The organism is Streptococcus oralis (assembly GCF_019929365.1).
GTDB lineage: Bacteria > Bacillota > Bacilli > Lactobacillales > Streptococcaceae > Streptococcus > Streptococcus oralis_BT.
Window position 1 is genome coordinate 404,819 of sequence record NZ_JAHZPH010000001.1, and the last position, 25,233, is coordinate 430,051.

Consider the following 25,233-nt stretch of genomic DNA (forward strand, 5'->3'; position numbering starts at 1 on the left):
TCCTACACTTCCCACTTAAACACTGTTTTAAAAGCAGTATTTAGGTCGGTGGCAAAGACACGGTGAATGTCCTTAATTTCTCTCACTGGTTCCTCGATATAAAGGATATTTTTCAGGCGATTCGCAAACTTTTTGACTTCCATCATCTGAATTGCATTTTCAAAATCAATCCGTCCTGATCGTGACGAACCAACCAATAATAAACCTTTTTCTAAAGCATCTCGTGTATTGATATTGACTTTGTACTCGCTCACTCCCATCATGAGAATCGTTCCCTGAGGGCGAATGTAACGAATCAAATCATTGATAGCTGGCCCTGTTCCATCGCCACCACAACATTCAAATCCATGATCAAAGGTCAGATCCTCGGGAATATTATCCGTGATGTAGCACTCTTTTGCAAAAGAGAACAGCTCCAGTTTTTCCCAATGACGGCCAATCACGATAATCTCTGCTTCTGGTAGAGTGTAATTGATAATATTGGCAACCACAAAGGCCAAACTACCATCTCCGATAACAGCGATGCGCTCTCTCTTGCTATGAGCAAGATGCAGGAATCGATCCATAGCATGCATGCCAACACTTACAAACTCAGTTATGGCTGCAACTGTGTCTTCGATATCATTATAAGAAACGACTCGGTCTTTTGGAAGAGAGACAAATTCTCGCATAAAGCCATCATAACCACTAGATAGGAAGTAGGTCCCTGTCATGTAGTTCTCGTAGAATTCCTTGTCACTCTGCATAGGCGGTTGATTGGGAATCATAACCACCTTTTGACCGACTTCATAAGTCCCAGTTGGATCTGAAATAACAGTTCCACAAGACTCGTGAATCATAGCCATAGGAAGCTTTTTAGCCAATATCTTTGGATCGCGTTTCCCTTGATAGTAACGTTGATCCGCATGACAAACCGCCATATAATTTGGACGGATAAGGATATGATTCTCCTGATCGATGTCCTCTTCTTGGTATTTTACATTGATAAACTTTGGTTTGGTCAGTTGATAAATTTGATTAATCATAGCCTTAGTCTTTCTCAATCATGCTTTTTGCAATTTTCAAATCTGTCACAGTTGTGATTTTAAGGTTTGAATATTCCCCTTTAGCTAGAGCAACGTCTTTTCCTTTGATAACAAAAATCTTACATGCATCCGTCAGGATTTCCTTTTCTTGGTCAGATAGGGAACCATACAAATCCATGAAATCCTTGCAACGGAAAGTCTGAGGCGTTTGTCCTTGATAGAGGTGAGCACGATTTGGAATATCCGTGATAAACTGACCATTGGTACTTTCGACAATGGTATCAACCGCTTCTACTACTGTGTCAACTGCATCATGATCTTGAGCGAGCTTGATATTGTCCTGAATCATGCGGAGCGTGATAAATGGACGAACAGAGTCATGCGTAATCACGATATCTTCTGGAGCAATTGGACGGTAGGCATCAATGGCTTCAATAATCTTCTCAATACTGCTATTACGATCAGCACCACCTTTGGTAATGATGATTCTATCCTTGTGGAGAGAAAGATACTTGTCAACCAGGTCCTCAGCGTGTGAAACCCAATCTCCATGAACTCCAACTACAATTTTTTCAATACTTGGCTCCAAGACAAATTTTTCGATTGTGTGGATCAAAATAGGACGATCACCCAATTCTAAGAATTGCTTTGGTAAATTGCTGATTCCCATGCGTGTGCCAGTTCCTCCGGCTAGGATTCCTGCATAGATCATATATATTCTCCTTTAGTTTATTCTAAAAAACTCATTACCATCTATTATATCACAATCTGCCTCTATCATGAAGAAAAGACCGAAAACTATCTATTTGAGAAATAAAATTAGATTTCCCTCTATATTTTTTTACTCAACATTCGGTTAATATAGAGTTTTTTAGAATATAATACAAACCTTAAAGAAAACTTAAAATTATTTTTAAGAATACAATAAAAAGCTAGGAAACTGCTCACCTAGGCCTAAACAGCTACAGTTCCTAACTTTCTTGTTTTTATTTATGATTATGGAATAGATTACTTTTCCTGATCTTGGTCACCAACTCCTTTAACTGCCTTTTTAAATTCAGACAGCATTTTACCGATTGATTCACCAAGTTCTGGTAACCGTTTTGGTCCAAAGATTAAGAGTGCCCCTAAAACAATGATAATCAATCCTGGAGCACCGATATCACGTAAGATTCCCATTCTTTTCTCCTTTCATTTTTTTCTTTACAATACTCTTGCTAATTGCAATACTAAGCTCATAGAGCGAGATTAAAGGAACAGTCATAGCTAGATCGCTGATAAAATCAGCAGGTGTCAAGATAACAGCTAGTACCAATAAAATAAAGTATGCATAACGGCGATAGGTAACTAAGAAACCTGGTCCAATCAAGCCAATCGACGTTAAAAAAGCGATGATGACAGGCAATTCAAAGATGAAACCCAAGGGTAGGGTTGTTTGAAAAACAAAGGCTAAGTAGTTCTGCGCCGTTAATTGAGTTTCAAATAATCCTTCCCCAAGACCTAAAAGCACTTGAAGTAAGGCTGGTGTCACAAAGTAGAATCCAAAGGCCAGTCCAAGTAGAAAGCAAATAAAACTAGCTGGAATATAGACAAAGATTGCTCTTGCTTCTTCTATTTTCAAGCCTGGTTTGATAAAACTCCAAATCTGATAAACTGTAAAAGGTAGCGTAATAGTAAAGGACATCAGACTCGCTAAGCGCAAATAAATCCACAGAATGTCATTTGGACCTAATACAATCAACTTTTGATTAAAGGACTGAGTCAGATAGTAATAAAGCTGATCAGCAAACAATAAAGCTCCGCAGAAAACTATAGAAAAACAGACTATAACAGCAATGAATCTCTTTCTAAATTCTACCAGATGTTCAACGATTGTCAATTCTTTTGTATCCATCTACTTTTCACCCTGTCTCAATGTGACAACCAAAACAATTATCAAAAAGACTAGCTGACTTCCTAAACCTTCCCAACTTGGATAGATGCCCAAGAGGTCGATAGTAGGAAAACTTGATAGCAGGTGATTGGGTGCCATATTTGTCAGCTGGAGAGCATGTACACTAACTCCAAGCATCTTGAAGGCAAGAGCATAAATCATCCACGTCAGTAGGAAGAAAACCTTATGAGGTAGGAAGAATTGACTCGCCTTGTTCATCAGAAATGCAATAATCAGCAAGACTAACAAAGCCAGAGAAATACCTAGGATAAACTCAAAATGAGATATTCTCGGTAAAATTCCTACATAAAATAGTATGGTCTCTGCCCCTTCACGGAAAACAGCTAGAAAACTAAGAGCAAACATGGAAATGAATGAACCTGCCTTGGTCACAGTTTTCATTTGATTATCCATAAAATCATTCCATTTTTTGACCGAGGATTTACTGTGAAGCCAGATACCAATCAAAATCATCATAACGACTGCGAAAATACCAACAGCTCCTTCGATGATTTCTCGATTGGCCCCTGATGTTACTGCAGGAAAGGCGATTTGTAGTATAAATGCAATCACTAGACTTGCAGCTACTCCTGATAGTGCTCCACCATATACCCACTTGAGTCCTTTGCGCATCTTGGCTGCTTTTAGTATTGTGACCAAGGCCATGACGATTAAGAGGGCTTCTACTCCTTCTCGTAGGAGAATGAGCATGGCATCAAAAGCATTGTAGCTTGCGCTAGTGTCAATTTGAGATAAATCCGAAATCAGTTTTTCTAATTTTTCTTGATATTCCTTCTCACTACCCTTGACCATGATTACAGGACTTTCGCTTTCGACTCGGGTGTAGAGGGAAGGATTGGTCGTGCTAACAGAACCTTCAACAGTTGGCCATATGGTAATAAACTCTTTCATGGCAGCTGTCCCTGCCGTCAGGTTTCCAGCTTTAAATTCTTCCAAGGCTTTTTTGAGAAGGGAAATGCCATCTTTGAGACTTAGATTAGAGGAACTTGTCGCCACTTCTTTACCAGCCACGAAGTTATCGATGGCAGTTTTTAAGTCATTAAAAGAAGACTGGATAGCATCATAATCTGTCGGCTCTGTTTCAATGCTACTCCGTAAGAAAGAAATAGCTGTTTCTACTTGACCATAATGAGCTGTACTGTTATCGCGGACGACACTTTCATTGAGTGTCCAAGTTGAATTCATTTTTTTATAGGCTTCTCGGACTTGCTCTATGTCTTTGGAAGAAATTGCCTTATCCAAAGTCTCAAAACGTGGTCTTAAGCGACTGACAAGTTTTTCCTTCTCCGCATTCAGATCTATTGGATTTTGTTCTTTTTCAAAAGCTAGAAGGGCAGAAGAGATTTGTGTCAGATTTTCTTCACTAATCTCCCCTGACAGAGCAAGTTGCTCCTTGACAGCCTTTCCAGCATCCGAATCAGCATGTTCTACTGTTTCAAAATCCATCGCCATTTCTCTAACTAGGACCTTGGCTTCTGCCTGATTTCCATTTTTTAAAGCCTGAGAGGCATCGGTAATCTTTACAAAATAGGAACTCAGACTTTCCTTCGCACGAACAGGAGACATAGTTAACAAGAGAAAAGACAAAGCCAAGAAACAAATGTTAGTCTTCCAATAATTTCTGACCAATATAGCCTCCTTTCTCTACTCCACCAAAGCAGGCAAAAAGACCGCTACCGATGTGAGTTACATACTCATTCATCTTGTCTGTAGCTCCGAGGTTGGTTTGAACCTTGACAAAATGATCTGGATCCTTTTGGAAAGAAATAAAGAGCAAGCCTGTGTCAAATTGTCCAGTTTTTTCATCAATTCCATCCGAGTATGAATAAGATCGTCGCAAGAGTGGCTTATCTACCTCTTTAGCTAATCGAACATGTGAATCATCAGGTAAAAGACTCAAATCCACTTCATCAAACTCATTCTTCTTACCAAAGGGTGCACCACTTTCCTTGTAGCGACCAAAGGTATTTTCTTGCTCTTCAAGGTTGGTTCGATCCCAAGTATCGAGAAACATTTGGATGCGGCGAACAGCCATATAGGATCCATTTTCCATCCAGTCCTTGCTGTCAGCCCAGACAACACGATCAAAATCCTTTTCTGTGGTTACATTAGCTGTTCCATCTTTGAAACCAAAAAGGTTACGCGGTGTCTCCAGGCGATCTCCGATAGCTGCAAAACCAGACTGACTCCAACGAAGAGTCACCGCATTTCTCCCCTTACGGATAAGGTTGCGAATAGCATGAAAAGCAACTTGCTCGTCATCTGCACAGGCTTGGATAACAATATCTCCCCCTGTATACTTTTCACGCAGTTGCTCCTTTGGAAAGGGGGGAAAATCCCTAAAAAGTTGAGGACGCTTGTGCTCCAAATTCATCTTTTTCAGGAAACTAGCAGACACACCAAAAGTCAGCGTTAAACGATGAGGATTTAGTCCCACGGTTTCTCCAGTATCACTAGGAGGCAAGAGAGCATTCTGACCATCTTTTTTGACCAATTCTCCTTCTACCAACTTGCTACTATAACCTGTCCAATCCTTAAAAAGCTGGATAATCTTATCTTTATCTGTCGTATGCAAATCTAGGACAACAAAATAGATATTCTTCTGCATAGGGGTCGTGATACCCGCTTGGTGTTTCCCATAAAAGTCAATCTTTTCATTACCGTACGAGATTTTTTCCTGCATGTCTAGCTTAGGCGCTAAAAAAGCGGAGGCACCAGAGAGACCAAGTGCTAGACCAGCACCTCCAATACCCGCTTTTTTTAGAAATTCTCGACGGTCCATTTTTTTCTCAAAAAACTTTTCGTCTTTCTTAGTCATACCGCTTATTCTCCATCAAGAAATTTGCCCATTTGTGATAGAGGTTCACCAAGTTTTGTCACGGCTTCAGCCAATTCTTTGGTATCTTCTTTTGTCAAATCTGTATAGAGTTTATAGTGTTCCTTGTCTGTCATATGTTTGTCCAACAAGCTATTAACAGATTTGAAATCAGCTTCTAATTCTTTAACTAGGTCAGCATCTGATTTTTCTAGTAAAGGTTTAAAGAGTTGGAATATCTTTTCAGCTCCCTCGATATTAGCGCGGAAGTCGTACAAATCTGTATGAGAGTAGATTTCCTCTTCACCCGTAATCTTGCTTGTCGCTACTTCATTAAGCAAGTCAACTGCCCCTGTCAACATAATCTTGTGATCGACTTCAACAGTCGCTACCTTAGCCTTCAACTCTTTGATATCGTTGACTAATTGTTCCCCATAACTTTCAGTTCCTTTAGTTGTGTTTTCTTCCCAGAGGATTCGTTCGATACGGTGGAAACCAGACCAACCTTCCTCAGTCTTATTTTCATCCACATAGTCTGCTAGACGAAAGTCAATCTTAACATCAGATTCACCAAAACTCTCAGCGATTGGTTCTGAACGTTCATAAGCCATACGAACAAGTGGATAAGCTTTCTTGGCTTCCTCCAATTTTCCGTCTTTTAAAAGCTGGACAAATCCTTCTGTATCCGTTAAAAGCTTATCAATTTGTCCTTGAACAAAAGTCTTATAATCTGCGGTTGCCTTATCAAGTAATTTTTGTTTATCATCTGATAAAGCTGTCACCTTAGAGGAATCATTTGTATCGGTTGATTTTTCAAAACGGACTGCACATGCTGTCAATAGCAAAGCTGAAGATAAAAGGACAAAACCTAGTTTTTTCATTGTATACTCCTATTGGTTCAGAAGACCTGAATTTATTTTACGTTCCATTATAACATCCTTTCCTTAATTTTTTAATAAATTGTCAGAAAATTTAATATTTGAGAATTTGAAGTAGCATTTTCCAGTAAAATTAGAAAGGACTTAAAAATTAGAATCGTAGAACTTTTTTCAGATAGTTTAAAAAGATTGTTTTCCCCTACTCTTTTCTCTATAATGGAGAGAAAGGAGATGACTATGACAGAATTGAAACATGAAATTGATGCAAACTTTGCAGGGCGACTCAATATCCTGCGTGCAGGTGTTCTCGGTGCCAATGATGGGATTATTTCCATCGCTGGAGTCGTTATCGGTGTTGCCAGTGCGACGAGCAATATCTGGATTATCTTTTTATCTGGATTGGCGGCTATCCTCGCTGGTGCTTTTTCTATGGCAGGTGGCGAATATGTCTCTGTATCCACTCAGAAAGACACGGAAGAAGCCGCTGTTGCTAGAGAGCAATTACTCTTGGATAAAGACATTGAATCTGCAAAACAATCCCTCTATGCTGCTTATCTTCAAAACGGTGAATGTGAAACGTCCGCCCACCTCTTGACCAACAAAGCCTTTTTGAAAAATCCACTCAAAGCCTTGGTCGAAGAAAAGTATGGAATCGAGTACGAAGAGTTTACCAATCCTTGGCATGCTGCAATCTCTAGCTTTATCGCCTTTGTACTGGGAAGTCTTCCTCCTATGCTTTCGATCACTGTCTTTCCAAGTGACTATCGCATCCCTGCTACTGTCTTTATCGTAGCCCTCTCCCTTCTCATTACGGGCTATACCAGTGCTAAACTAGGCAAGGCTCCTACGAAAACTGCTATGATCCGCAACCTTTGTATCGGACTTCTGACCATGGGAGTGACTTACCTATTCGGACAACTCTTTAGTATCTAAGATAAAAAAAGATACCTCGACAAATATCGAGGTATCTTTTTTTACATTTGCACAATCTTGCGATAGCTTCTTGAGGTAATCATAAAGATCAAGACGTAGACGATGAGGAAGATGGCACAAATGGAAAGTGTAACGGTCAACATCATGGTCGCATCTAGTACCCCAATGACTTTTAGGATAAGGCTAAGCATATGATAGGCAAAGGCGAGGTGTAGGAAGGCAAAGAGCAATGGGAGGAAGAAAACAGTTAGCACCTGTTTATTGATGGTTTGCTTGATTTGCTTTTGATCGAGTCCGACCTTTTGCAAAATGATGAAGCGTTCACGGTCTTCATAGCCTTCAGAAATTTGTTTGTAGTAGATAACGAGGACTGTTCCCACCATAAAGATGATAGAAAGGAAGATACCGATGAAGAAGACACCACCATAGAGGGCACTGATTTGTGCACTGCTATCAGCCAGATTGCTTCCGTATACATAGCTTCCCTCTTTGTTTAATTCTCTATTAAAGTTATTAAGAAATTTTGAAAAATCGTCAGCGAGTTTGAGCTGTTCTTCCTCACCAGCTGTTACATTCATACCACCATAAAGTTGATCAAAGAGAGAGGAATCCGGATATTGATCAATAAAGGCTTGCAGATTAGGCACAACAAGATAATTATAGTCAGATGTGAGAATGTTAAACTGATTTGGCACATGTTCCAGAACGAAATCATTTTTAACTTCTTCTTTAACTGTGTAGGTCTGGTCATTTAAAGTGAGTTCTTTCTGCCCTTGAAGTTCTTTACTCTTGGCAAACAACCCAACTTCATTACCTGAAAGGGAGAGTTTTTGACCAGTCATGATTTCATAGTCTTTTTGGTCAAAGACCATGAAAATGGTTTTTGGTTGGACAAAGTTATTCCCCTTTTTAAAGATACGGAGTTTGGTTCCATCTTGACTCTCAATGCCAAAATTGCTGTGACGAAAGACTTCTTTTTTGGTGACAGTCAATCCCTTATCGCTAGCATACTGACTCAAAAGTTTATCTAAATCTTCTTTTTCAACATTTCGTCCTGAAATTCCAAAATCATGTGGATTCATGAATTTCTTGAAGGTTTCTGAAGCCTTGAAGATACTAGTTGCAGCAGACATGGTCACCAAGACCATGGTTGAAAGAATGGCAATCGTCGCAAGACCAACCGCATTTTTCTTCATACGGAAGATGAGATTGGATACGGAAATCATGTTGTTGGGTTGGTAATAATAACGCTTGTTTTTCTTCAAGATTTGTAGGAATACTGTAATCCCTGCATTAAACAAGAGATAGGTCCCAAAGATTACCAGCAAGACTGCTACAAAGAAAATTATGAGTGCAGTTAAAGGATTTTCAACTGTCACTGCTAGGTAGTAGCCAGCTCCCATACTAATCAAACCTAGAATGGTCTGAAGGCTTAAGAAACGTCCTTTTTTCTCACCACTGGCCTTCTCACGAGAGAGCTGTAGGGCATTCATGCGTGCAATCCGAAAGGCATTGATAAAAACCAAACCTAGGAAAATAGCTCCAAAAATAAGGGTAACTAGGATAAAGACACTTGGTTGGAAGGTCGCTACGAGCTCCACCTTCATATTCATTAGCTTCAGAAGCAGAGCAAAGATTAGCTTATCAAAGAGAGCTCCTAGGCCAAGTCCAGCTGTCAAGGTTAGAGAGCCAAATATAAGAAGCTCCTTAAAGACCATGCTGATCAGATGGCGTTTTTCTAATCCTAGCATGCCATAAATCCCTAGTTCTTTGGAACGGTTTTTCATGACGAAACTATTGGCATAAAAGACGATGATGGCAGAGGCTATAGTGACAATCACCATACCAAGACCAAGCGTCATGGAGATAGTCTCTCCCCCTCGAATCTTGCCAATATTGGGATTAAGTGTCAATGAGTAAAAGAGATAAGTGATGGTCACAGCTAAGAGAACAGCAAGGGCAAAGGGATAGTAGAGCTTGCGGTTTTTAATCAAGTTAGATACCGCTAACTTATTGGTTAATCGGAACATACTAATTCACCTCGCTTGCCATAACAGTCAAAGTATCAGAGATTTCTTGGAACATCTGACGCTCTGTCTTATCTCCACGGTAGATTTGGTTGTAAAGAATGCCGTCCTTGATAAAGAGAACGCGCTTGGCCCTACTTGCTGCTGCCGTTGAGTGGGTTACCATCAGAATGGTTTGGCCGCGTTCATTGATTTCATCAAATACATCGAGTAATGCTGCAGATGACTTGGAGTCAAGGGCTCCTGTTGGCTCATCCGCAAGGAGAATTTCAGGTTCAGTGATGATAGCGCGTGCTACTGCTACCCGCTGCTTTTGACCTCCTGAGATCTCGTAAGGATACTTCTCTTGCAATTGGTTGATACCCAAATTTTCAGCAGTCACTACCAATTTCTTCATCATCTCTGTGATGGGTCTTCTTGATAAAACTAGCGGAAGCAAGATATTGTCCTTAACAGACAGGGTATCTAGCAAGTTAAAGTCTTGGAAGACAAATCCTAACTTCTCACGACGGAAGCTGGAAGCCCGTGAGTTTTTAATAGTTGCTGTATCTACTCCGTTCAAGTAAACTTGACCACGAGTTGGTTTATCCAACATAGCTAGGATGTTGAGCAGAGTTGACTTTCCTGAACCAGACTCTCCCATGATGGCAACGTAGTCACCCTTTTCTACGGTAAAGTGAATGTCTTTGAGGGCTTCTACTTGGTTGCCTTGGAAACGTGTTTTATAGATTTTTTGAACGTGTTTTACATCTAAAAGTGTCATGATTTTCTCCTTCTTAATATCCCATCATTTGAAACTGTGCTTGCATCATAGCGCATCCCAGTTGAACACGCTCGATATCTTTTTGACTTGGTTTTCTTGTTTTCTTTTGTAAAATTCTTTTCATGGTTTTGCTCCTTTGTTCTTTATGAGTCTAGTTTATCGCAAAAAAAGGTGGCCTGCCATAACCTAACCTTACAAAAGAGACTTTAATCTTACATTTTTGTAAGATTGAGGAATTTTTTTGAAAATGGCTACTATAGGAATTCCTGTCATTGCTTGTTTTATTCTTAAAAAAATAGTAAAATTAAGTTATGAAAAGGCTTTCTTTAACATCTTGTAAAAGAATTGGCTTTCTGCTAATTATTTTTAAAGGTGCTAAACTATCATTCGTATCACTGCTATAAGGAGGGAGGTTCAGCTCCCTCTTTTTTAGAAAGAGGTTCCTATGAAACGTGTTTTTCTCTTCATCAGCAATCTTCTTTTAACTTTCTTCCTCATTGCCACTCTGTCCTTTTGGAAAGAAGCTCTTCCTCAACGCCTATTTCCAGGTGTGGCTGTACTCAGTGGTCAAGTCGATTATACTACCCTCAAACAAGAATTAAATAGTCTTGCTAAAGAACATAATAGTCTTATCGCAAGAACCATTTGGGAAGTAGATAGTGATGGAAAATCACAAACTTACTACGAAGTTTTTGGAGATGGGAAACTCCCAGACTGGATGCCTCCAGCAAGTCAAGAAAGCATTCGCAAAAGCGATCTTCTCAACAACTACAATATTATCAGCGGATCCCTAACTAGTCAAGAATTGGCCACTCATCTGAAAGAACTTGGACTAGAAAAAGCGAATGCATTTGAAAATGATAGAGTATCCTTTGTACTTGCCCTCTTTACCCAACCTGATCAGCTCATCAGTATGTTAATCTTTTTGCTGACTTTCTTAGCTTTGATTGTTATTGGTCAGATTCAATCTCTTTCTCAGTCAGGGATTAGATTGATTTCTGGAGAGCGGCTGAGCTATCTCTTCTTTCGTTCTCTCGCAAGAGACGGACTTGATATCCTTCTTTTTGGTCTACCTGCTTTGCTGATAGCATGTATCTTGCTCATTTCCCTAGGATATCCTTATGAAGTTCAGACTTTTCTAGGAATACTTTTTATTCTTTACAATAGCCTACTTCTCTTACTTAGTCTTCTAATTGCCTTTCTTTTTACCATTTCTTTAAAAAAAGTCCATCTCCTCTCTATCATCAAAGGAAAATTACCAATCAAGTCAATTCTACGCATTCTCTACTTTGGTCAGGTACTTGCCATTCTACTGGTTATTGTAGGATTTGGACGTATGTCTACTTACTATCATATACTTGAGAAAAATGAGGCTGGACAAGCTACTTGGGAACAACGCTCCAATGTTGTTACTCTTAAAACAGGGCGTTCCAGTCAGATGAAAAATTTAGATGAACTGCAGACAAATGCTGATAAATGGTTTGACTTTATTCAGCATGCTATAGATAATGAGAATGCCTTCCTTATTAAACATAATCTATTTGAGCAAGCTCTTAAGCAAGCTACCTCAAATCATAATGAAACTGAAAATAACCCTTATGGTGTGGAAGGAAAAAATATTCTCTATGTAACACCTAACTACTTCAAAAAAGAAGGTATAAAGTTAACATCAGAAACCTTTCAAAAAATCAACACCCTCAAAGATGGACAGATTCTTGCCATACTCCCAGAAGAACTACAAAAAAATGAAAAAGATATAAAATCAACCTTGCAACAAGAGTTAACCAACCGATTATACAGTAGCAAGTCTAATCAAACTGTCGAAGTTAGTATAGCTTATACCAATCAAAAAAATGATGTATTTCTCTATAATACCGCCCATATTGCTTATGATCAATGGTTATCAAATCCCATCTTTCTTGTGCTTTCTCCTAAAGCACTTGGCAAGGCTTCCTCCATCTTCTGGTTTACAAATCTAGAATATCTCTATTTTACAGACCTCCACCAGACACAAGAACTTTTGAAACACTATCAACTTGATCATATGGTCTCAAGGCTATCGTCTGCTAGGGAAACCTATCTCCAGTTAAATCAAAAAATTAAAATCGAAATTTTTAGTAACTTAGCGAGTTCTATGTTTGCTATTTTGACTTCAATTTTGCTGTTTACAAGTTTAAATCTGCTCTATTTTGAAGCCTTTCGCAAAACCATATTCTTGAAAAAAATAGCAGGCTATTATTTCTTTGAATTACACAATAGATATATCACTTCTCAAATAGCAGCTCTCTTTCTCGGAAGTGGTCTAGCTTTCATTATTTCTAAGAATATCTGGATTACCCTGATCCTATTTTTCAGCTTTTCAAGTTTAGCCGTTCTTCTATTGAAAATCTGTGATAAGAAGGAAAGTAAAACCTATGCTAGCATCATCAAAGGAGGATAGTATGATTGAATTACAACATATTTGGAAACAATTTGGTTCTCGTATTATTTTTTCAGACTTGAATCTGAATTTTCAAAGTGGTATGGTGTATGCTTTGATAGGAGACAGTGGTTGTGGAAAAACCACTTTGCTCAATATGCTTGCAAAACTAGAGACTTTCGACAAAGGAGAAATAGTTTACAAAGGAAAGCCTTTGACTTCACTAAAAAATGAGGAATTCTATCGTAACGAGCTAGGTTATCTCTTCCAGAACTTTGGACTATTAGAAAGTCAGACCATTCGAGAAAATCTTGAGCTGGGACTGATTGGCAAAAAACAGAACAAGAAACAAGAAAAAGAGAGACTTCTTCTTCAAGCACTACAAGCTGTCAGACTAGATTATCTAAGTCTCAACCAAAAAATCTATGAATTATCTGGTGGTGAAGCTCAACGCGTAGCGCTTGCTAAGATTATCCTGAAAGATCCTCCTTTGATTTTAGCTGATGAGCCTACCGCCTCGCTAGATCCAAAAAATTCCAAGGAAATTATGGAAATTCTCCTTGAACTTCGTAATGCTAATAGAACAATTATCATCGCAACTCACAATCCTAGTATCTGGAAAATGGCTGATCAGGTAATTCATCTCTCTCAAGATGGAAAAGAATATACTTAAATACCAAAATCCCTTGTGGCTAAATAACCACAAGGGATTTTCAGTCATTTATGCTGCTTCTTTTAAGTAACATAGTGCAAATAATAAATTTTCCCTGTTAAATCTCACCAAAACCAGCCATCATTGTCATCAATGGCTTGAGCTTCCTTACGCTTGCGTGGTCCTGTTCCGTACATTTCTGCTTCGATCTCTTCCTTAGTTGGCAGGATAGAGGCAAGGATAATGTAGATTATCACTCCGACTCCAAAATTTGCTACGGTAAAAATGGCGAAGAGAAAGCGGACTAGGGTTACATCAAAATTCCACTTGTCTGATAGACCAGCTAAAACTCCTGACACCATACGATTTCGTCTCATTTTATAAAATTTTGTATTCATGATTGTTTCCTCTTTCGGTATTCTTACAAGTAGTATAGCATAAAACGAGACCAAGAACATCAGTCCTTAGGCCGATTTAAGATGACGAGTTTACCTCGGCAGATGCCACATCGATAGCGCTTGGTATCAATCCTTCTCTTGCGTTGATAGCTTTGCTGGCAAGATTGGCACTGATAGACTAGGTAGGCACTTTGAGTTTGTGTTTTCAAGGGCGGTACATAGCGCAGTCCATCAACTTCTTTCAAAAGTTCCTTAAAATCTCGGTCCCTATGGCGATAACCCTTTTTCTCAAAATAAAGGTGGTAGTGACAGAGTTCATGGCGTACAATTTTGCGAAAGACTTCCAAACCTAGTTCATTATAAACCTTTGGATTAAAGTCCAAATGCCCATCCTTAGGGAAAAATCGTCCACCTGTCGTTCGCAGACGAGAATTCCACTGGGCTTGGTGTGTGAAAGGTCTACCAAAGTCTTCGAGGGAAACAGACTGAACGTACTCAGTCAGTTTCATCTGGAGCTAGGAGCGACAGATTGACTTTTTCACGTTCAGTATCGATTTTTTTAACCCAAACCGTTACCAAATCTCCGACCGACACCAGTTGGCTAGGATGTTTGATAAATTTGTGGCTCATATGCGAAATATGAATCAGGCCGTCCTCGTGAATCCCGATATCAACGAAGGCACCGAAGTCAACGACATTACGCACCACACCTTCCAGCTTCTGACCAACCACAAGGTCCTTGATATCCAGTACATCTTGACGGAGAACTGGAGCATCAAAAGAGTCACGGAAATCTCGACCCGGTTTGAGAAGATCAGCAATGATATCTTTAAGGGTTTCTGGACCGAGGTCTAGTTCTTGCGCTATTTCTTTGACTGAAAGGGACTTGAGTTTGCTTTGAGCTTCTTCATTCAAGTCCTTGATATCCAAGCGTTTGAAGAGTTCCTTGACCGCAGCATAGTTCTCTGGGTGAACTCCAGTATTATCTAGGATATTGCTACTTTCAGGGATACGGAGGAAACCAGCTGCCTGCTCAAAGGCTTTAGCACCTAAACGAGGAACTTTCTTGATTTGAGCGCGTGAAGTGATTTTTCCTTCTTCTTCACGGTATTTGACGATATTTTCAGAGATGGTTTTATTGAGTCCAGCTACGTGTGAAAGAAGAGCTGGGCTGGCTGTATTGACATTGACACCAACTTGGTTAACCACGGTATCGACGACAAAGTCCAGACTTTCAGACAGTTTCTTCTGACTGACATCGTGCTGGTATTGCCCTACACCGATTGACTTGGGATCGATTTTGACCAATTCGGCAAGGGGATCTTGCAAACGACGGGCGATAGAGATAGCCGATCGTTTTTCAACGGTCAAGTCTGGAAACTCCTGACGAGCAAGGTCGCTGGCAGAGTAGACAGAGGCACCACTTTCATTGACGATAATATAGCTGACTTCAGGAAAATCTTTCAGAACTTCTGCCACAAAGGCTTCGCTTTCACGGCTAGCCGTTCCATTTCCGATAGCAATAATTTCTACGCCATACTGACCAATCAAATCTGCCAAATCTTTCTTGGCTTCTTCAATCTGACGAGCAGAGGCTGGTTTAACAGGATAGATGACCTGTGTCGTCAGCATTTTCCCCGTCGCATCAACGACAGCCAGCTTGGCACCTGTACGAAAGGCAGGGTCAAAGCCTAGAACCACGCGCCCTTTCAGTGGAGCAACCAAGAGGAGATTGCGCAGATTGTCTGAAAAGAGTTGGATAGCCCCTTCTTCCGCTTTCTCAGTCAATTCTGTCCGAATACGGCGCTCGATAGCAGGCAAGACCTTTTTCTTAACAGATTGCTGGATAACTTCATCAATATAGGCATTTTTCACCTTGAAACGAGCAGTAAAGAAAGATAGGATACGATCTGTCGCATGTTCAAAACCGACTTTTAAGACACCTAGCTTCTCCCCACGGTTGAGGGCTAAAGTTCGATAGCCCTGCATGTTGCCAACTGTCTCTGAAAAATCATAATAAATCTGAAAAACTTGTTTTTCATCGAGACTTTCATCCTTGACCTGCGAAGTGATTTTAGAGTGTCTCAGCACTTCCTGATAGGTCATAGCACGTAGATTGACGTCTTCAGATAAAGCTTCTTCCAAGATATCAACTGCACCAGCTAAAGTTTCTTGACCAGTCGCAAATCCTTCACAGACAAACTTCTCGGCCTCTTTCTCTAAGTCAGCTACGTTTTGCAAAATCAAGCGCGCAAGAGGAAAGAGTCCAGCTTCGCGAGCAATGGTTGCCTTGGTCCGACGCTTTTCCTTATATGGAAGATAGAGTTCTTCTACATCTGCTAGTTTTTCGGCAGCTAAGATAGCTTCTTCCAAGTCCTTTGTTAGCTTGCCTTGTTCTTGAATCTTAGTCAAGACAGCTTCCTTGCGGTCATTGAGATTAGTCAGGCTTTTATCTAAGTCGATAATGGCCTTAATCGCCACTTCATCCAGACTACCAGTCATATCCTTCCGATAACGCGCGATAAAGGGAATCGTCGCCCCTTCGGCTGTCAAACTTAGAACGGTATCGATTTGCTTTAACGTCACACCCAAATCTTGGGAGATTTTTTCATATTTTTTATCCATAAACCTATTATACCATAAGGGACAAGGCTTGTTTCACCTTACCTGTTTTTACCTCTTTGATTATCAAAATAATCCCTTTTCCACAAAATAATAGTATAATAGAGGTAGAATTTAGAAAAGAGGTAGGCCCATGGCTGTTAAATTTACAAAAACTGATGACTTGGACAAGATGTTTGAAGAATTTGCCAAACTCCCTGACTTAACACAGGTCACTTTCCCAGATGACAAAGATAAAAAAGAAAAAGTTGAGAAGAAAAAATAGATGACGATTTTCCAATCTCTTTCTCCTAGCATTTTACAAGCAGGGGCTATTTTTCTCTCCATCATGATTGAAGCCCTTCCTTTTGTCTTGATTGGGAGTCTCATTTCGGGATTGATTGAGGTCTATATCACACCTGATAAAGTTTATGAGTTTCTTCCTCGCAATCGGTGGGGAAGGATCTTTTTTGGTACCTTCATTGGCTTTCTCTTTCCTTCTTGCGAGTGTGGAATCGTTCCGATTATCAACCGTTTTTTGGAAAAAAAGGTGCCCAGCTACACGGCCGTTCCCTTTCTGGTGACTGCTCCCATCATCAATCCTATCGTTCTTTTCGCCACTTATTCTGCCTTTGGCAATTCAATAAAATTTGCCTTCTTGCGAGCGCTGGGAGCCATTGTGATTGCTTTGGTGCTTGGAATTTTCCTAGGATTTTTCTGGAAGGAACCCATTCAAAAAGAGAATCCTATCGCTTGCCATGAACACGACTTTTCACACTTGGGTCCCGCTAGAAAAGTATTTCAGGTCTTCATACAAGCTATTGATGAGTTTTTCGATATGGGGCGTTACTTGGTCTTTGGCTGTCTCTTTGCGGCTATCGTGCAGGTCTATGTCCCGACTCGGATCTTGACCTCTATCAGCGCAAGTCCAGTCCTTGCGATTCTCTTGCTCATGTTTCTAGCCTTTCTCCTCTCTCTTTGTAGCGAGGCGGACGCCTTTATCGGCGCTTCTCTCCTCTCGAGCTTCGGTCTAGCGCCAATCCTTGCTTTTCTCGTTATTGGCCCCATGCTTGATATCAAAAATCTCCTCATGATGAAACACTATCTCAAAGCGCGCTTCATCTGGCAATTCATGGGCATTGTGACAGTGCTTGTCTTACTTTATTCTTACATGATAGGAGTGATGCTATGATCCGATTTTTCATTTTACTGGGTTATTTTGCCCTAACTCTGTATCTGCAGCTATCTGGCAAGCTCAGTCACTACATCAACCTCCACTATTCCTATCTAGTCTATATCTCCATGGTCCTTTCTCTTCTGTTGGCTCTAGTCCAATTCTATATCTGGATCAAGAAAATCAACTCTCACAGCCATTTGGAAAGTCGTCGAGCTAGACGAATCAGCCTCCTTTTACTGTCACTACCTCTGTTGATTGGGGTTGCCTTTCCGACAGTAAGTTTGGACTCGAGAACCGTATCTGCCAAAGGATATCATTTCCCACTTGCTGAGGGAATCAACACAGCCATTCAGGCAAGCGAAGGAACATCCAGTCAATACCTCAAACCCGATACCAGCACCTATTTTTCCAAATCTGCTTATGAAAAGGAAATGAGGGCTACAGCTGATAAATACCTATCCCAGCCAACCATTCAAGTCAATGATGAAAACTATATGGAGGTCATGGAAGTTCTCTATGACTACCCTCAAGAGTTTGAAGGAAAGCAAATCGAGTTTACAGGCTTTGTTTATAACGATCCTAGCCATCAAGATAGCCAGTTCCTCTTTCGCTTTGGGATTATCCACTGTATCGCAGACTCTGGTGTATATGGACTCCTGACTAAGGGAAACTCACGCCAGTATCCTGACAATACCTGGATTACCGCCAAAGGAACTCTCACTCTCCACTACCATAAAGAACTCAAACAAAAACTTCCAACACTGGAAGTTGAGAGTTTCACAAAAGTAGACAAACCAGAAAATCCTTACGTTTATCGTGTGTTTCAATAAAAAGTGACCCAACAACAGACAAATTACTTTTTAAAGTAGCTTGTCTTTTTTGTTCTCCTAGTTCAACAAAATCAACACACAACCTTTCAAACAATAGAAAAAGTCCCAAGAAATAAGATTTCTCGAGACCATAAAAATGTTAACAAGATAGGGTTGACAATCATCACATATCATAGCTTAACTGCAATAGAGTTGTGATAGAAAACGTTGATTTACTAGAAAAAATAAAACTCATATTAAACTGAATATTTCAGTTTCTTACTGGCATAAAGCTATTTGAGTTTAATTTAACAACCACTAACCTCTATTAACGCCACCAAATGCTGAACCAAAAACGGAAGTAGAATCCTAAGAACATAATGTGCACCTCCTTTTAAAAAACGTTTTTCCATCTCAACTATATTATATATTTTCTTGTGGAGAATTGCAAATTTTTTCAGTCAAATTACTAGCTTTTTTCAAAAAAATATGATAAAAGACAAAATTTTATATTAAAAATAGTTATTTACTTTCGGTTTCTGTAAAATGAAGACATAATATAAATGCACTAAGTCCCATAACTGGATTTTTTCTGTCAAACTTTTGAGGCTAGTTCATAACTTCCAGTTGTTGGAATTATGAACTAGCCTCTTTTCTGCGCCATGAATCTCCGCTTTTTACTGTTTTTCTTCAGCTCAGTTGGACCACTTCACATTTTGTAATAAAGCTCTTACCTCATCTGCTCCAATTTTATCCTCAGCTTTTTCAAAGAGTTGAATTGTAAAAACTTCACCAAAACAAAGAAGGCTGTTCGTTTATTGGCGTTGGCAAAAACATGCTTCTTTATCAATTGGACAAATAATATTGTTGCTTTATCAAAAATTGTTGGATAAAGAGGTTTGCCAAAAACAAATTGTTCTGGTAAGTTCACAATCATATTTAACGCTGAAGGACTAACTGTTTGAATTTGCTCATTTGTAGAATACCGTTGAATTGCTAAAGCATTGATTTTTTCAATTTGTTTTCTGTTAGATAGACTGTCATTTTTCCACCAAAGCTTTGAAAACATCGTCGTATTCATCAAAAATTGTATCCAATTTTAAGTTAAAGGCATCATCAGATACATAAGAAACCTGATGATCCAATTCTTCCAGAGATTTTTGAATTGCTAATTGTGATTTTGCTCTTTCTATCATATATTCAATATTTATTAGAGGATTCACATTTCCTCTAGTCTCTTTTCTTTGGTTTTTAAAGTTATGAATATCACTATTTTAACAGATTTTCAATCAAGCTTCAATTATGTTTCTCGCTATAAAAATTTCTTTCAAAAATAAAAAAGCAAACACAAAATATGGTTCACTTTTTTAAACTTTTCTACTCTCCATCCTTCCAGTTCCGAGCAATCTCTTCGTCTTTCTGGAGTTGGTCTACCAGTTCCTCTACGGAGTCAAATTTGACCATATCTCGGACACGGTCTAACCAGTAGACCATGACTGTCTCACCGTAAATGTCATCTGAAAAGTCGAAAATATTAACTTCAAAACGTGGCTCTTCTCCATCGAAAGTAACATTTTTCCCAACACTTGCCATGCCACGATATCTTTGACGTTGCACCTCAACATCGACTACATAAACACCGTCTGCTGGCATGTAGGTTCGGTCTCTTAGAACCAGATTGGCTGTTGGATATCCGATAGTACGCCCACGAGCATTCCCGTGAACGACCATCCCACGAGATGGGAGCGGAGTACCGAGCAGGTGATTGACTTCCTTGACATCTCCATCAAGAATAGCCTGACGAATCCGTGTGGAACTAATCTTGCCCTTTTCGTCCTCGACCGGAGGAACAATGATGATCTCTCCATCAAAATAGTCCTTCAGGTCATCTGCAGTTTTCTTATCAGAGCCAAAGGTATAGTCAAATCCTGCCACAATGATAGCTGGTTTTAAAGCCTTGATATAGGTATCAAAGAATTCTTGACCCGTTAAACTAGCAAATTTGCTACTAAAGTCAAGTAAGAAAAGAGCCTCTACTCCATGCCACTTCATCTTGTGCTCCCGTTCTTCGTGATTGACGATATGGAGCATGAGCTCAGGTTGGTAAGGTTGCAAGGCAAGTTTTGGCGACTCTGTAAAGGTCATCACGACAACTGGCAGATAATCCTTCATAGAAGCCTTGCTAGCCACTTCAAAAAGTTTCTGATGCCCCTTGTGGATGCCATCAAAATAACCTAGTACAAGGACTGTTTTCCCCGGTACTGCAATATCTTTTTCGTTCTTAATAGGTACTGTTGTAATCATGAAACTATTATATCATAGAGAAAGCCTTTTCGCTAAGAGGAAATCCCAAATGTCGTTTTTTGCGCCTGAACTGACCTCAAGAGAAAATTTAGCACTTTAGTTTTAAAAAATAGCACCTCCTAAGAGATGCTATCATTTGGTAACTAGTCTACTGTTTCTTCCAAGTCTTTTAACTTAACCGAAACAATCTTAGACACACCTGACTCTTGCATGGTAACTCCATAGATAGAGTCCGCTGCCGCCATCGTCCCCTTACGGTGGGTTACGACGATGAACTGACTGTCCTTGTCAAAGCGGTTGAGGTAATCCCCAAAACGTTTGACATTGGCTTCATCCAGCGCCGCCTCTACCTCGTCCAAGATGACGAAAGGAATGGTCTTAACTCGGATGATTGAGAAGAGCAGAGCCAGAGCTGATAGGGCTTTTTCCCCACCACTCATAAGGTTGAGAGATTGGATTTTCTTACCTGGTGGTTGGACAGAAATCTCCACACCAGCGGTTAAAAGATCGCCCTCAGTCAAAATCAAGTCTGCCTGACCACCGCCAAACATCTGTCTAAAGGTCACTTTAAAGGATTCACGAATAGCCTCAAAGGTTGATTTAAAGCGTTCCTTAACCTCATCATTCATCTCTGTGATGGCCTCAAGAAGCAGATTTTTCGCTGACAAAATATCATCACGCTGGCTATTGAGGAAATCCAGACGGCTGTGAACTTCTTCGTACTGTTCAATAGCTTCTAAATTGACAGGTCCCAGTGAGCGAATAGCCTTCTCTAAATCCTTAACCTCTTGCTCCGCCAGAGTTAGATTTTCCAGTTCATGAGCCTTTTCTAGAGCCTCTGTGTAGCTGATCTGGTACTGGTCTGTTAATTGAGTTTGTAGGTAGCGCAAGCGTTCGCTGACTTTTTCCTTCTTAGCTTCAGCACGTGTTTGTTTGCGAATCCACTCTTCATTCTGCTGACGAGCCTGATCCAAATGACTGGCAATATCATCTAGTTGACCTTCGATATCATCCAACTCAAACTGCTTGCGAATCAGACCTTGTTGAAGATTGGCTTTCTGAGTTTTGGCCTCTTCCTCCTGCTGACTTAGCAAATCCGTATCCACTTTCTCAAGATTATCGACCTTTTCTTGGAGGAGACGCTGAATCTCCTCTTGCTCGATATCCAGATTATCCAGTTCCTTGCCTAAGCGTTCAATATCAGTCACTTCGTACCGCTTTTGTCCTTGCAGTTCGGACTTAAGCAAGCGCGCTTGAGAAATCTGTTCCTGCAAGTTTTGATAGCGTTCTTGAATGGCGTTTTTGTTAGACTTAATCTCTTCAATCTCAGCTTCCAGATTTTGCTTTTCACTGGCGATAGTAGCAAGGCGCTCTTGGCATTTTTCCTTATCCGCTTGCCAATCTCCCTCAGTAAGGCGATTTAATTCCTCTTCTTGAAGTTTCCAAAGCGTTTCCAGTTCTTCGACCTGCTGATTGGTTTGTTGATAAGCAAGGTACAAGCCTTGCTCCTGAATACGAGCTTGCTCACCCTGAGATTTGATAGCTTCTAATCTTTCTGTCAATACCGCCATCTCATCTTGCAAGGTCTTCAAACTAGCTTCTTCTGACCGCAAGCTTGCTTCTTCTTCAGCAATTTCTTTTTGTAATTGCTCTAGTTCTGGCTTGATGAAAATACTGTTGTTTTGACGATTGGCACCACCCGCGTAGGAACCACCTGTGCGCAACTCTGTCCCATCCAGTGTCACCATACGAACCTGATAACGAACTTGGCGAGCTGCGGCACGCGCATGTTCTACGGTATCAAAGATAGCCGTTGTGGCTAGCAAGTTTTTGAAAATGGCTTCTAGTCTCTTATCAAACGTCACCAACTCATCTGCCATACCCAGAAATCCTGGACTTGCAGCGATAGCATCTTGATTCTGACTAGAAATCGTACGCGCCTTAATCGTTGTCAAAGGAAGGAAGGTTGCACGACCAGCTCTGTTGCGCTTGAGAAAATCAATAGCCTTGGTTGCCGCGTTTTCATCTTCTACGATGATATGTTGACTACTAGCTCCAAGCGCAATTTCTAGGGCAGTTTGATAATGAACATCAAAGGTCAAATGCTCACTGACTGCACCAATAATCCCACCTAAGCGGTCTTTTTCTTGAAGAACACTCTTAACACCCGCGTAAAAATTACTATGATTTCTTAGGATATTTTCCAAACTTTGGGCTCTAGCTTGCTTGTTTTTGAGACTGTCCAGACGGTCAAAGAGTTGGCTCTGCTTGGCTTGGTAAGAAACTTTCTGCTCCTCTTGTTCCTTGGCACTAGCTTGGTAGTCTGCCAATGATTTCTGAACCTGCTCCTTGGCAGTTTCAAGCTCAGCCTGCTGTTGACTGGCCTTCTCTTTAGCTGTAGCCAGCTGTTCTTTCAATTTCTCAAGTTGATCTGCTTGTTTTTGAGATAGTTGACGGCTGTTCTCCAGTTCATTCTCGATGCGGGTCAACTGGTTTGAGACATCCGCTTCTTCTTGTAAAAGCGCCACAAAACGTTCACGCAAGAGCTCAATCATCTGGTCAGGATCATCTGAAAATGCCAACAACTCCGCTTCTAGGCGATTGAGTTCCTTGTTGTTTTCAGCTAGGCTTTCCTCTAACCGTGCCAAGTTCGCTTCTTTTTCAGATTTTTCTTTACTCAGAGCCTTTCTCTTATCTTCCAGAGTCGCCAAACGGGCTTGTGCTTCTTGTTGATTAAGGGCTACCTGCTCGGACTCAAGTTTTGAAAGAGCTAATTTTCGCTCTAAATCACTTATCAGATTCGTCAGATCCATCAAACTTCCTTGGTCTTTGGACATTTGAGCTTGGAGATCTTGGCGTTTCTTTTTAAGACTTTGATTTTCTTCTTCTAGCTCTTCACGTTTTTGATAATAACTAGTCAAAAATTCCTGAACCTGAGTTAGTTCTTCTTCTGTCAGCTCAAGTTCAGCCTTGTTTTCCTTGATTTGGGCAACCAGTACATCCAAGTAAATAGCCTTACGTTGACCATCCAAGTCGAGAAACTTACGAGCGTTCTCGGCTTGTTTTGCAAGAGGCTTGATTTGATTGTCCAACTCATAGATAATATCCTCTAAACGGTCTAGATTGTCTTGAGTTTGCTGTAGTTTGCTTTCTGTTTCTTTTCTACGAGTCTTGTACTTTAAAACTCCAGCAGCTTCTTCAAAAATAGCTCGACGTTCTTCAGGCTTGGAATTAAAAATCTCCTCAACCTTCCCTTGGGAAATAATAGAGAAGGAATCACGTCCCAGACCCGTATCTAAGAAAAGGTCATGTACATCACGCAGACGGACTTTCTTGCCATCAATTCGATACTCACTATCTCCACTACGATAGATATGGCGCTCTACCTTGATTTCTTGTCCTGCATCCTTGATAAAGGCATCTTCATTATCCAAAGTCACGACAACCGAAGCATAATTGAGCGGTTTCCGACTTTCAGTCCCAGCAAAAATGACATCGGGCATCTTACCACCACGAAGGCTTTTGACACTAGACTCTCCCAAGGCCCATCGCAGACTTTCCGTGATATTTGACTTTCCAGATCCATTTGGCCCAACGACAGCTGTCACACCTTGGTCAAAGACGACTTTGGTCTTATCAGCAAAAGACTTGAATCCCTGAATCTCAATTTCCTTTAAATACATGAATCCAGCCCTTTCTCAACGGCATTTTTTGCGGCTTCTTGTTCTGCTAACTTCTTAGAACGCCCTTGGCCTTTTCCAATACTCTTTCCTTCAACCAGAACTTCTACATCAAAAACCTTATCATGAGCAGGTCCCGTCTCAGAGATAACCTGGTAGCGAATGTCCACATCCCCATTGACCTGGAGCAACTCTTGCAGATGAGTCTTGTAATCCTTAATCATCTCAAAGTCACCTGCTTCAACCTTGGGAATCATAACCTGATAGATAAACTCTTTTACCCTAGCCACATCCTTGTCTAAAAGCAAAGCACCCAGAAAGGCTTCAAAAGCATCACCAAGAATGGTGTCACGATTGCGACCACCAGACTTTTCTTCCCCTTTTCCTAGTTTGATAAACTGATCAAACTGGCAATCACGCGCAAAACCAGCCAAACTCTCCTCACGGACAATCATGGCACGGAGCTTGGACAAATCGCCCTCTGGTTTTTTAGGATATTTCTTATACAGATATTCTGAAATCAATAATTGCAGAACAGCGTCTCCTAAAAATTCCAAGCGCTCATTGTGTGAAATTTTTAAGAGGCGGTGCTCATTGGCATAACTCGTATGAGTAAAGGCCGTTTCCAGTAAGTTTTTGTCTGCAAATTCGATTGCAAAACGCTTCTTCAGTACAGTTTGTAATTCTTTCATACTGACCTCTTTCTAATAATTACGATCCTTTCTATTATAACAAAAAAAGTCCTCTGAGTCACTTTAAAACGGGACTAAGGGAGAGTGGGGTAGTTTTTGAAAAAAA

21 protein-coding genes and 2 pseudogenes are annotated in these 25,233 nt (G+C 40.3%); 6 read left to right on the plus strand and 17 right to left on the minus strand.

Going from position 1 to position 25,233, the window contains the following annotated elements; genetic code table 11:
• Nucleotides 1-2: 2 nt before the first annotated feature.
• From K1I53_RS02060 to efeO, 7 genes are all read right to left on the minus strand, one after another.
• Nucleotides 3-1,025 (minus strand): ribitol-5-phosphate dehydrogenase, encoded by a 1,023-nt coding sequence (locus tag K1I53_RS02060; RefSeq protein ID WP_223327943.1) that lies wholly within the window; start codon nt 1,023-1,025, stop codon nt 3-5.
• Nucleotides 1,026-1,029: 4 nt separating this feature from the next.
• A complete protein-coding gene (locus K1I53_RS02065; protein ID WP_223327950.1) occupies nt 1,030-1,737 on the minus strand; it encodes an IspD/TarI family cytidylyltransferase in 708 nt (235 codons plus the stop codon).
• 296 nt (nt 1,738-2,033) lie between these two features.
• Complete coding sequence (locus K1I53_RS02070; RefSeq protein WP_038805334.1) at nt 2,034-2,204, minus strand: twin-arginine translocase TatA/TatE family subunit; 171 nt, start codon at nt 2,202-2,204, stop codon at nt 2,034-2,036.
• The gene (tatC, locus tag K1I53_RS02075) at nt 2,188-2,919 is read right to left on the minus strand and encodes a twin-arginine translocase subunit TatC (RefSeq protein WP_223327952.1); all 732 of its coding nucleotides are present in this window, start codon (nt 2,917-2,919) and stop codon (nt 2,188-2,190) included. The genes K1I53_RS02070 and tatC overlap by 17 nt, the downstream gene beginning before the upstream one ends.
• A complete protein-coding gene (locus K1I53_RS02080; protein WP_223327954.1) occupies nt 2,920-4,608 on the minus strand; it encodes an FTR1 family iron permease in 1,689 nt (562 codons plus the stop codon).
• The gene (efeB, locus tag K1I53_RS02085) at nt 4,583-5,797 is read right to left on the minus strand and encodes an iron uptake transporter deferrochelatase/peroxidase subunit (RefSeq protein WP_223327956.1); all 1,215 of its coding nucleotides are present in this window, start codon (nt 5,795-5,797) and stop codon (nt 4,583-4,585) included. The genes K1I53_RS02080 and efeB overlap by 26 nt, the downstream gene beginning before the upstream one ends.
• 5 nt (nt 5,798-5,802) lie before the next feature.
• On the minus strand, nt 5,803-6,675 hold the full coding sequence (gene efeO, locus K1I53_RS02090) for an iron uptake system protein EfeO (RefSeq protein ID WP_223327957.1): 873 nt from the start codon (nt 6,673-6,675) through the stop codon (nt 5,803-5,805).
• Between the two features lie 234 nt (nt 6,676-6,909).
• Here efeO and K1I53_RS02095 point away from each other — a divergent pair, with 234 nt between their 5' ends.
• On the plus strand, nt 6,910-7,605 hold the full coding sequence (locus K1I53_RS02095; protein WP_223327959.1) for a VIT1/CCC1 transporter family protein: 696 nt from the start codon (nt 6,910-6,912) through the stop codon (nt 7,603-7,605).
• Nucleotides 7,606-7,646: 41 nt separating this feature from the next.
• Here K1I53_RS02095 and K1I53_RS02100 read toward each other — a convergent pair whose 3' ends face one another.
• Nucleotides 7,647-9,635 carry an FtsX-like permease family protein gene (locus K1I53_RS02100; RefSeq protein WP_223327962.1) on the minus strand — a complete coding sequence of 663 codons (1,989 nt, stop codon included), beginning with the start codon at nt 9,633-9,635 and terminating at the stop codon, nt 7,647-7,649.
• A gap of 1 nt (nt 9,636) precedes the next feature.
• A complete protein-coding gene (locus K1I53_RS02105; protein WP_033585331.1) occupies nt 9,637-10,395 on the minus strand; it encodes an ABC transporter ATP-binding protein in 759 nt (252 codons plus the stop codon).
• 445 nt (nt 10,396-10,840) lie between these two features.
• Between K1I53_RS02105 and K1I53_RS02110 the strand changes: the two genes are divergently transcribed.
• Nucleotides 10,841-12,835, plus strand: a complete 1,995-nt coding sequence (locus K1I53_RS02110; protein ID WP_223327963.1) for a DUF1430 domain-containing protein — start codon at nt 10,841-10,843, stop codon at nt 12,833-12,835.
• 1 nt (nt 12,836) lies between these two features.
• Nucleotides 12,837-13,487, plus strand: a complete 651-nt coding sequence (locus K1I53_RS02115) for an ABC transporter ATP-binding protein (RefSeq protein ID WP_000571614.1) — start codon at nt 12,837-12,839, stop codon at nt 13,485-13,487.
• A 104-nt stretch (nt 13,488-13,591) separates the two neighbouring features.
• Here the strand turns inward: K1I53_RS02115 and K1I53_RS02120 are convergent, their stop codons facing one another.
• Genes K1I53_RS02120 through K1I53_RS02130 form a run of 3 tightly spaced genes read right to left on the minus strand, consistent with a single transcriptional unit; the run spans nt 13,592 to nt 16,489 of the window.
• Entirely contained in the window at nt 13,592-13,864 is a 273-nt protein-coding gene (locus K1I53_RS02120) for a PspC domain-containing protein (protein WP_223327965.1), read from the minus strand.
• A 59-nt stretch (nt 13,865-13,923) separates the two neighbouring features.
• A complete protein-coding gene (locus K1I53_RS02125; RefSeq protein ID WP_084976217.1) occupies nt 13,924-14,373 on the minus strand; it encodes a SprT family protein in 450 nt (149 codons plus the stop codon).
• The gene (locus K1I53_RS02130; protein WP_223327971.1) at nt 14,360-16,489 is read right to left on the minus strand and encodes a Tex family protein; all 2,130 of its coding nucleotides are present in this window, start codon (nt 16,487-16,489) and stop codon (nt 14,360-14,362) included. The genes K1I53_RS02125 and K1I53_RS02130 overlap by 14 nt, the downstream gene beginning before the upstream one ends.
• Before the next feature lie 130 nt (nt 16,490-16,619).
• Between K1I53_RS02130 and K1I53_RS09325 the strand changes: the two genes are divergently transcribed.
• The 3 genes from K1I53_RS09325 to K1I53_RS02140 are packed head-to-tail and all read left to right on the plus strand — an operon-like array spanning nt 16,620 to nt 18,472.
• Nucleotides 16,620-16,751, plus strand: coding sequence for an SPJ_0845 family protein (locus tag K1I53_RS09325; protein ID WP_000268696.1), 132 nt, complete (start codon nt 16,620-16,622; stop codon nt 16,749-16,751).
• Nucleotides 16,752-17,657 (plus strand): permease, encoded by a 906-nt coding sequence (locus K1I53_RS02135; protein ID WP_223327972.1) that lies wholly within the window; start codon nt 16,752-16,754, stop codon nt 17,655-17,657.
• Entirely contained in the window at nt 17,654-18,472 is an 819-nt protein-coding gene (locus K1I53_RS02140; RefSeq protein ID WP_223327973.1) for a TIGR03943 family putative permease subunit, read from the plus strand. The genes K1I53_RS02135 and K1I53_RS02140 overlap by 4 nt, the downstream gene beginning before the upstream one ends.
• A gap of 742 nt (nt 18,473-19,214) precedes the next feature.
• Here K1I53_RS02140 and K1I53_RS02145 read toward each other — a convergent pair.
• The 5 genes and pseudogenes from K1I53_RS02145 to rnc all read right to left on the minus strand — a co-directional run.
• Nucleotides 19,215-19,495, minus strand: a pseudogene (locus K1I53_RS02145) (type II toxin-antitoxin system death-on-curing family toxin); the annotation flags it as partial.
• Nucleotides 19,492-19,602: pseudogene (locus K1I53_RS02150) on the minus strand (AbrB family transcriptional regulator); the annotation flags it as partial. The pseudogenes K1I53_RS02145 and K1I53_RS02150, both read right to left, overlap by 4 nt.
• Before the next feature lie 226 nt (nt 19,603-19,828).
• Nucleotides 19,829-20,755, minus strand: coding sequence for a bifunctional riboflavin kinase/FAD synthetase (locus K1I53_RS02155; protein WP_061416948.1), 927 nt, complete (start codon nt 20,753-20,755; stop codon nt 19,829-19,831).
• A 143-nt stretch (nt 20,756-20,898) separates the two neighbouring features.
• Complete coding sequence (gene smc / locus K1I53_RS02160; RefSeq protein WP_223327974.1) at nt 20,899-24,438, minus strand: chromosome segregation protein SMC; 3,540 nt, start codon at nt 24,436-24,438, stop codon at nt 20,899-20,901.
• Nucleotides 24,429-25,127, minus strand: coding sequence for a ribonuclease III (gene rnc / locus K1I53_RS02165; RefSeq protein ID WP_095725976.1), 699 nt, complete (start codon nt 25,125-25,127; stop codon nt 24,429-24,431). Before rnc ends, smc begins: the two co-directional genes overlap by 10 nt.
• Nucleotides 25,128-25,233 lie beyond the last annotated feature (106 nt).

Excerpts from the sequence above, each read along its gene's own strand:
- K1I53_RS02060 (WP_223327943.1), bottom strand. The coding sequence starts at position 1,025 with ATGATTAATCAAATTTATCAACTGACCAAACCAAAGTTTATCAATGTA.
- K1I53_RS02065 (WP_223327950.1), bottom strand. The coding sequence starts at position 1,737 with ATGATCTATGCAGGAATCCTAGCCGGAGGAACTGGCACACGCATGGGA.
- K1I53_RS02070 (WP_038805334.1), bottom strand. The coding sequence starts at position 2,204 with ATGGGAATCTTACGTGATATCGGTGCTCCAGGATTGATTATCATTGTT.
- tatC (WP_223327952.1), bottom strand. The coding sequence starts at position 2,919 with ATGGATACAAAAGAATTGACAATCGTTGAACATCTGGTAGAATTTAGA.
- efeB (WP_223327956.1), bottom strand. The coding sequence starts at position 5,797 with ATGACTAAGAAAGACGAAAAGTTTTTTGAGAAAAAAATGGACCGTCGA.
- efeO (WP_223327957.1), bottom strand. The coding sequence starts at position 6,675 with ATGAAAAAACTAGGTTTTGTCCTTTTATCTTCAGCTTTGCTATTGACA.
- K1I53_RS02095 (WP_223327959.1), top strand. The coding sequence starts at position 6,910 with ATGACAGAATTGAAACATGAAATTGATGCAAACTTTGCAGGGCGACTC.
- K1I53_RS02100 (WP_223327962.1), bottom strand. The coding sequence starts at position 9,635 with ATGTTCCGATTAACCAATAAGTTAGCGGTATCTAACTTGATTAAAAAC.
- K1I53_RS02105 (WP_033585331.1), bottom strand. The coding sequence starts at position 10,395 with ATGACACTTTTAGATGTAAAACACGTTCAAAAAATCTATAAAACACGT.
- K1I53_RS02110 (WP_223327963.1), top strand. The coding sequence starts at position 10,841 with ATGAAACGTGTTTTTCTCTTCATCAGCAATCTTCTTTTAACTTTCTTC.
- K1I53_RS02115 (WP_000571614.1), top strand. The coding sequence starts at position 12,837 with ATGATTGAATTACAACATATTTGGAAACAATTTGGTTCTCGTATTATT.
- K1I53_RS02120 (WP_223327965.1), bottom strand. The coding sequence starts at position 13,864 with ATGAATACAAAATTTTATAAAATGAGACGAAATCGTATGGTGTCAGGA.
- K1I53_RS02125 (WP_084976217.1), bottom strand. The coding sequence starts at position 14,373 with ATGAAACTGACTGAGTACGTTCAGTCTGTTTCCCTCGAAGACTTTGGT.
- K1I53_RS02130 (WP_223327971.1), bottom strand. The coding sequence starts at position 16,489 with ATGGATAAAAAATATGAAAAAATCTCCCAAGATTTGGGTGTGACGTTA.
- K1I53_RS09325 (WP_000268696.1), top strand. The coding sequence starts at position 16,620 with ATGGCTGTTAAATTTACAAAAACTGATGACTTGGACAAGATGTTTGAA.
- K1I53_RS02135 (WP_223327972.1), top strand. The coding sequence starts at position 16,752 with ATGACGATTTTCCAATCTCTTTCTCCTAGCATTTTACAAGCAGGGGCT.
- K1I53_RS02140 (WP_223327973.1), top strand. The coding sequence starts at position 17,654 with ATGATCCGATTTTTCATTTTACTGGGTTATTTTGCCCTAACTCTGTAT.
- K1I53_RS02155 (WP_061416948.1), bottom strand. The coding sequence starts at position 20,755 with ATGATTACAACAGTACCTATTAAGAACGAAAAAGATATTGCAGTACCG.
- smc (WP_223327974.1), bottom strand. The coding sequence starts at position 24,438 with ATGTATTTAAAGGAAATTGAGATTCAGGGATTCAAGTCTTTTGCTGAT.
- rnc (WP_095725976.1), bottom strand. The coding sequence starts at position 25,127 with ATGAAAGAATTACAAACTGTACTGAAGAAGCGTTTTGCAATCGAATTT.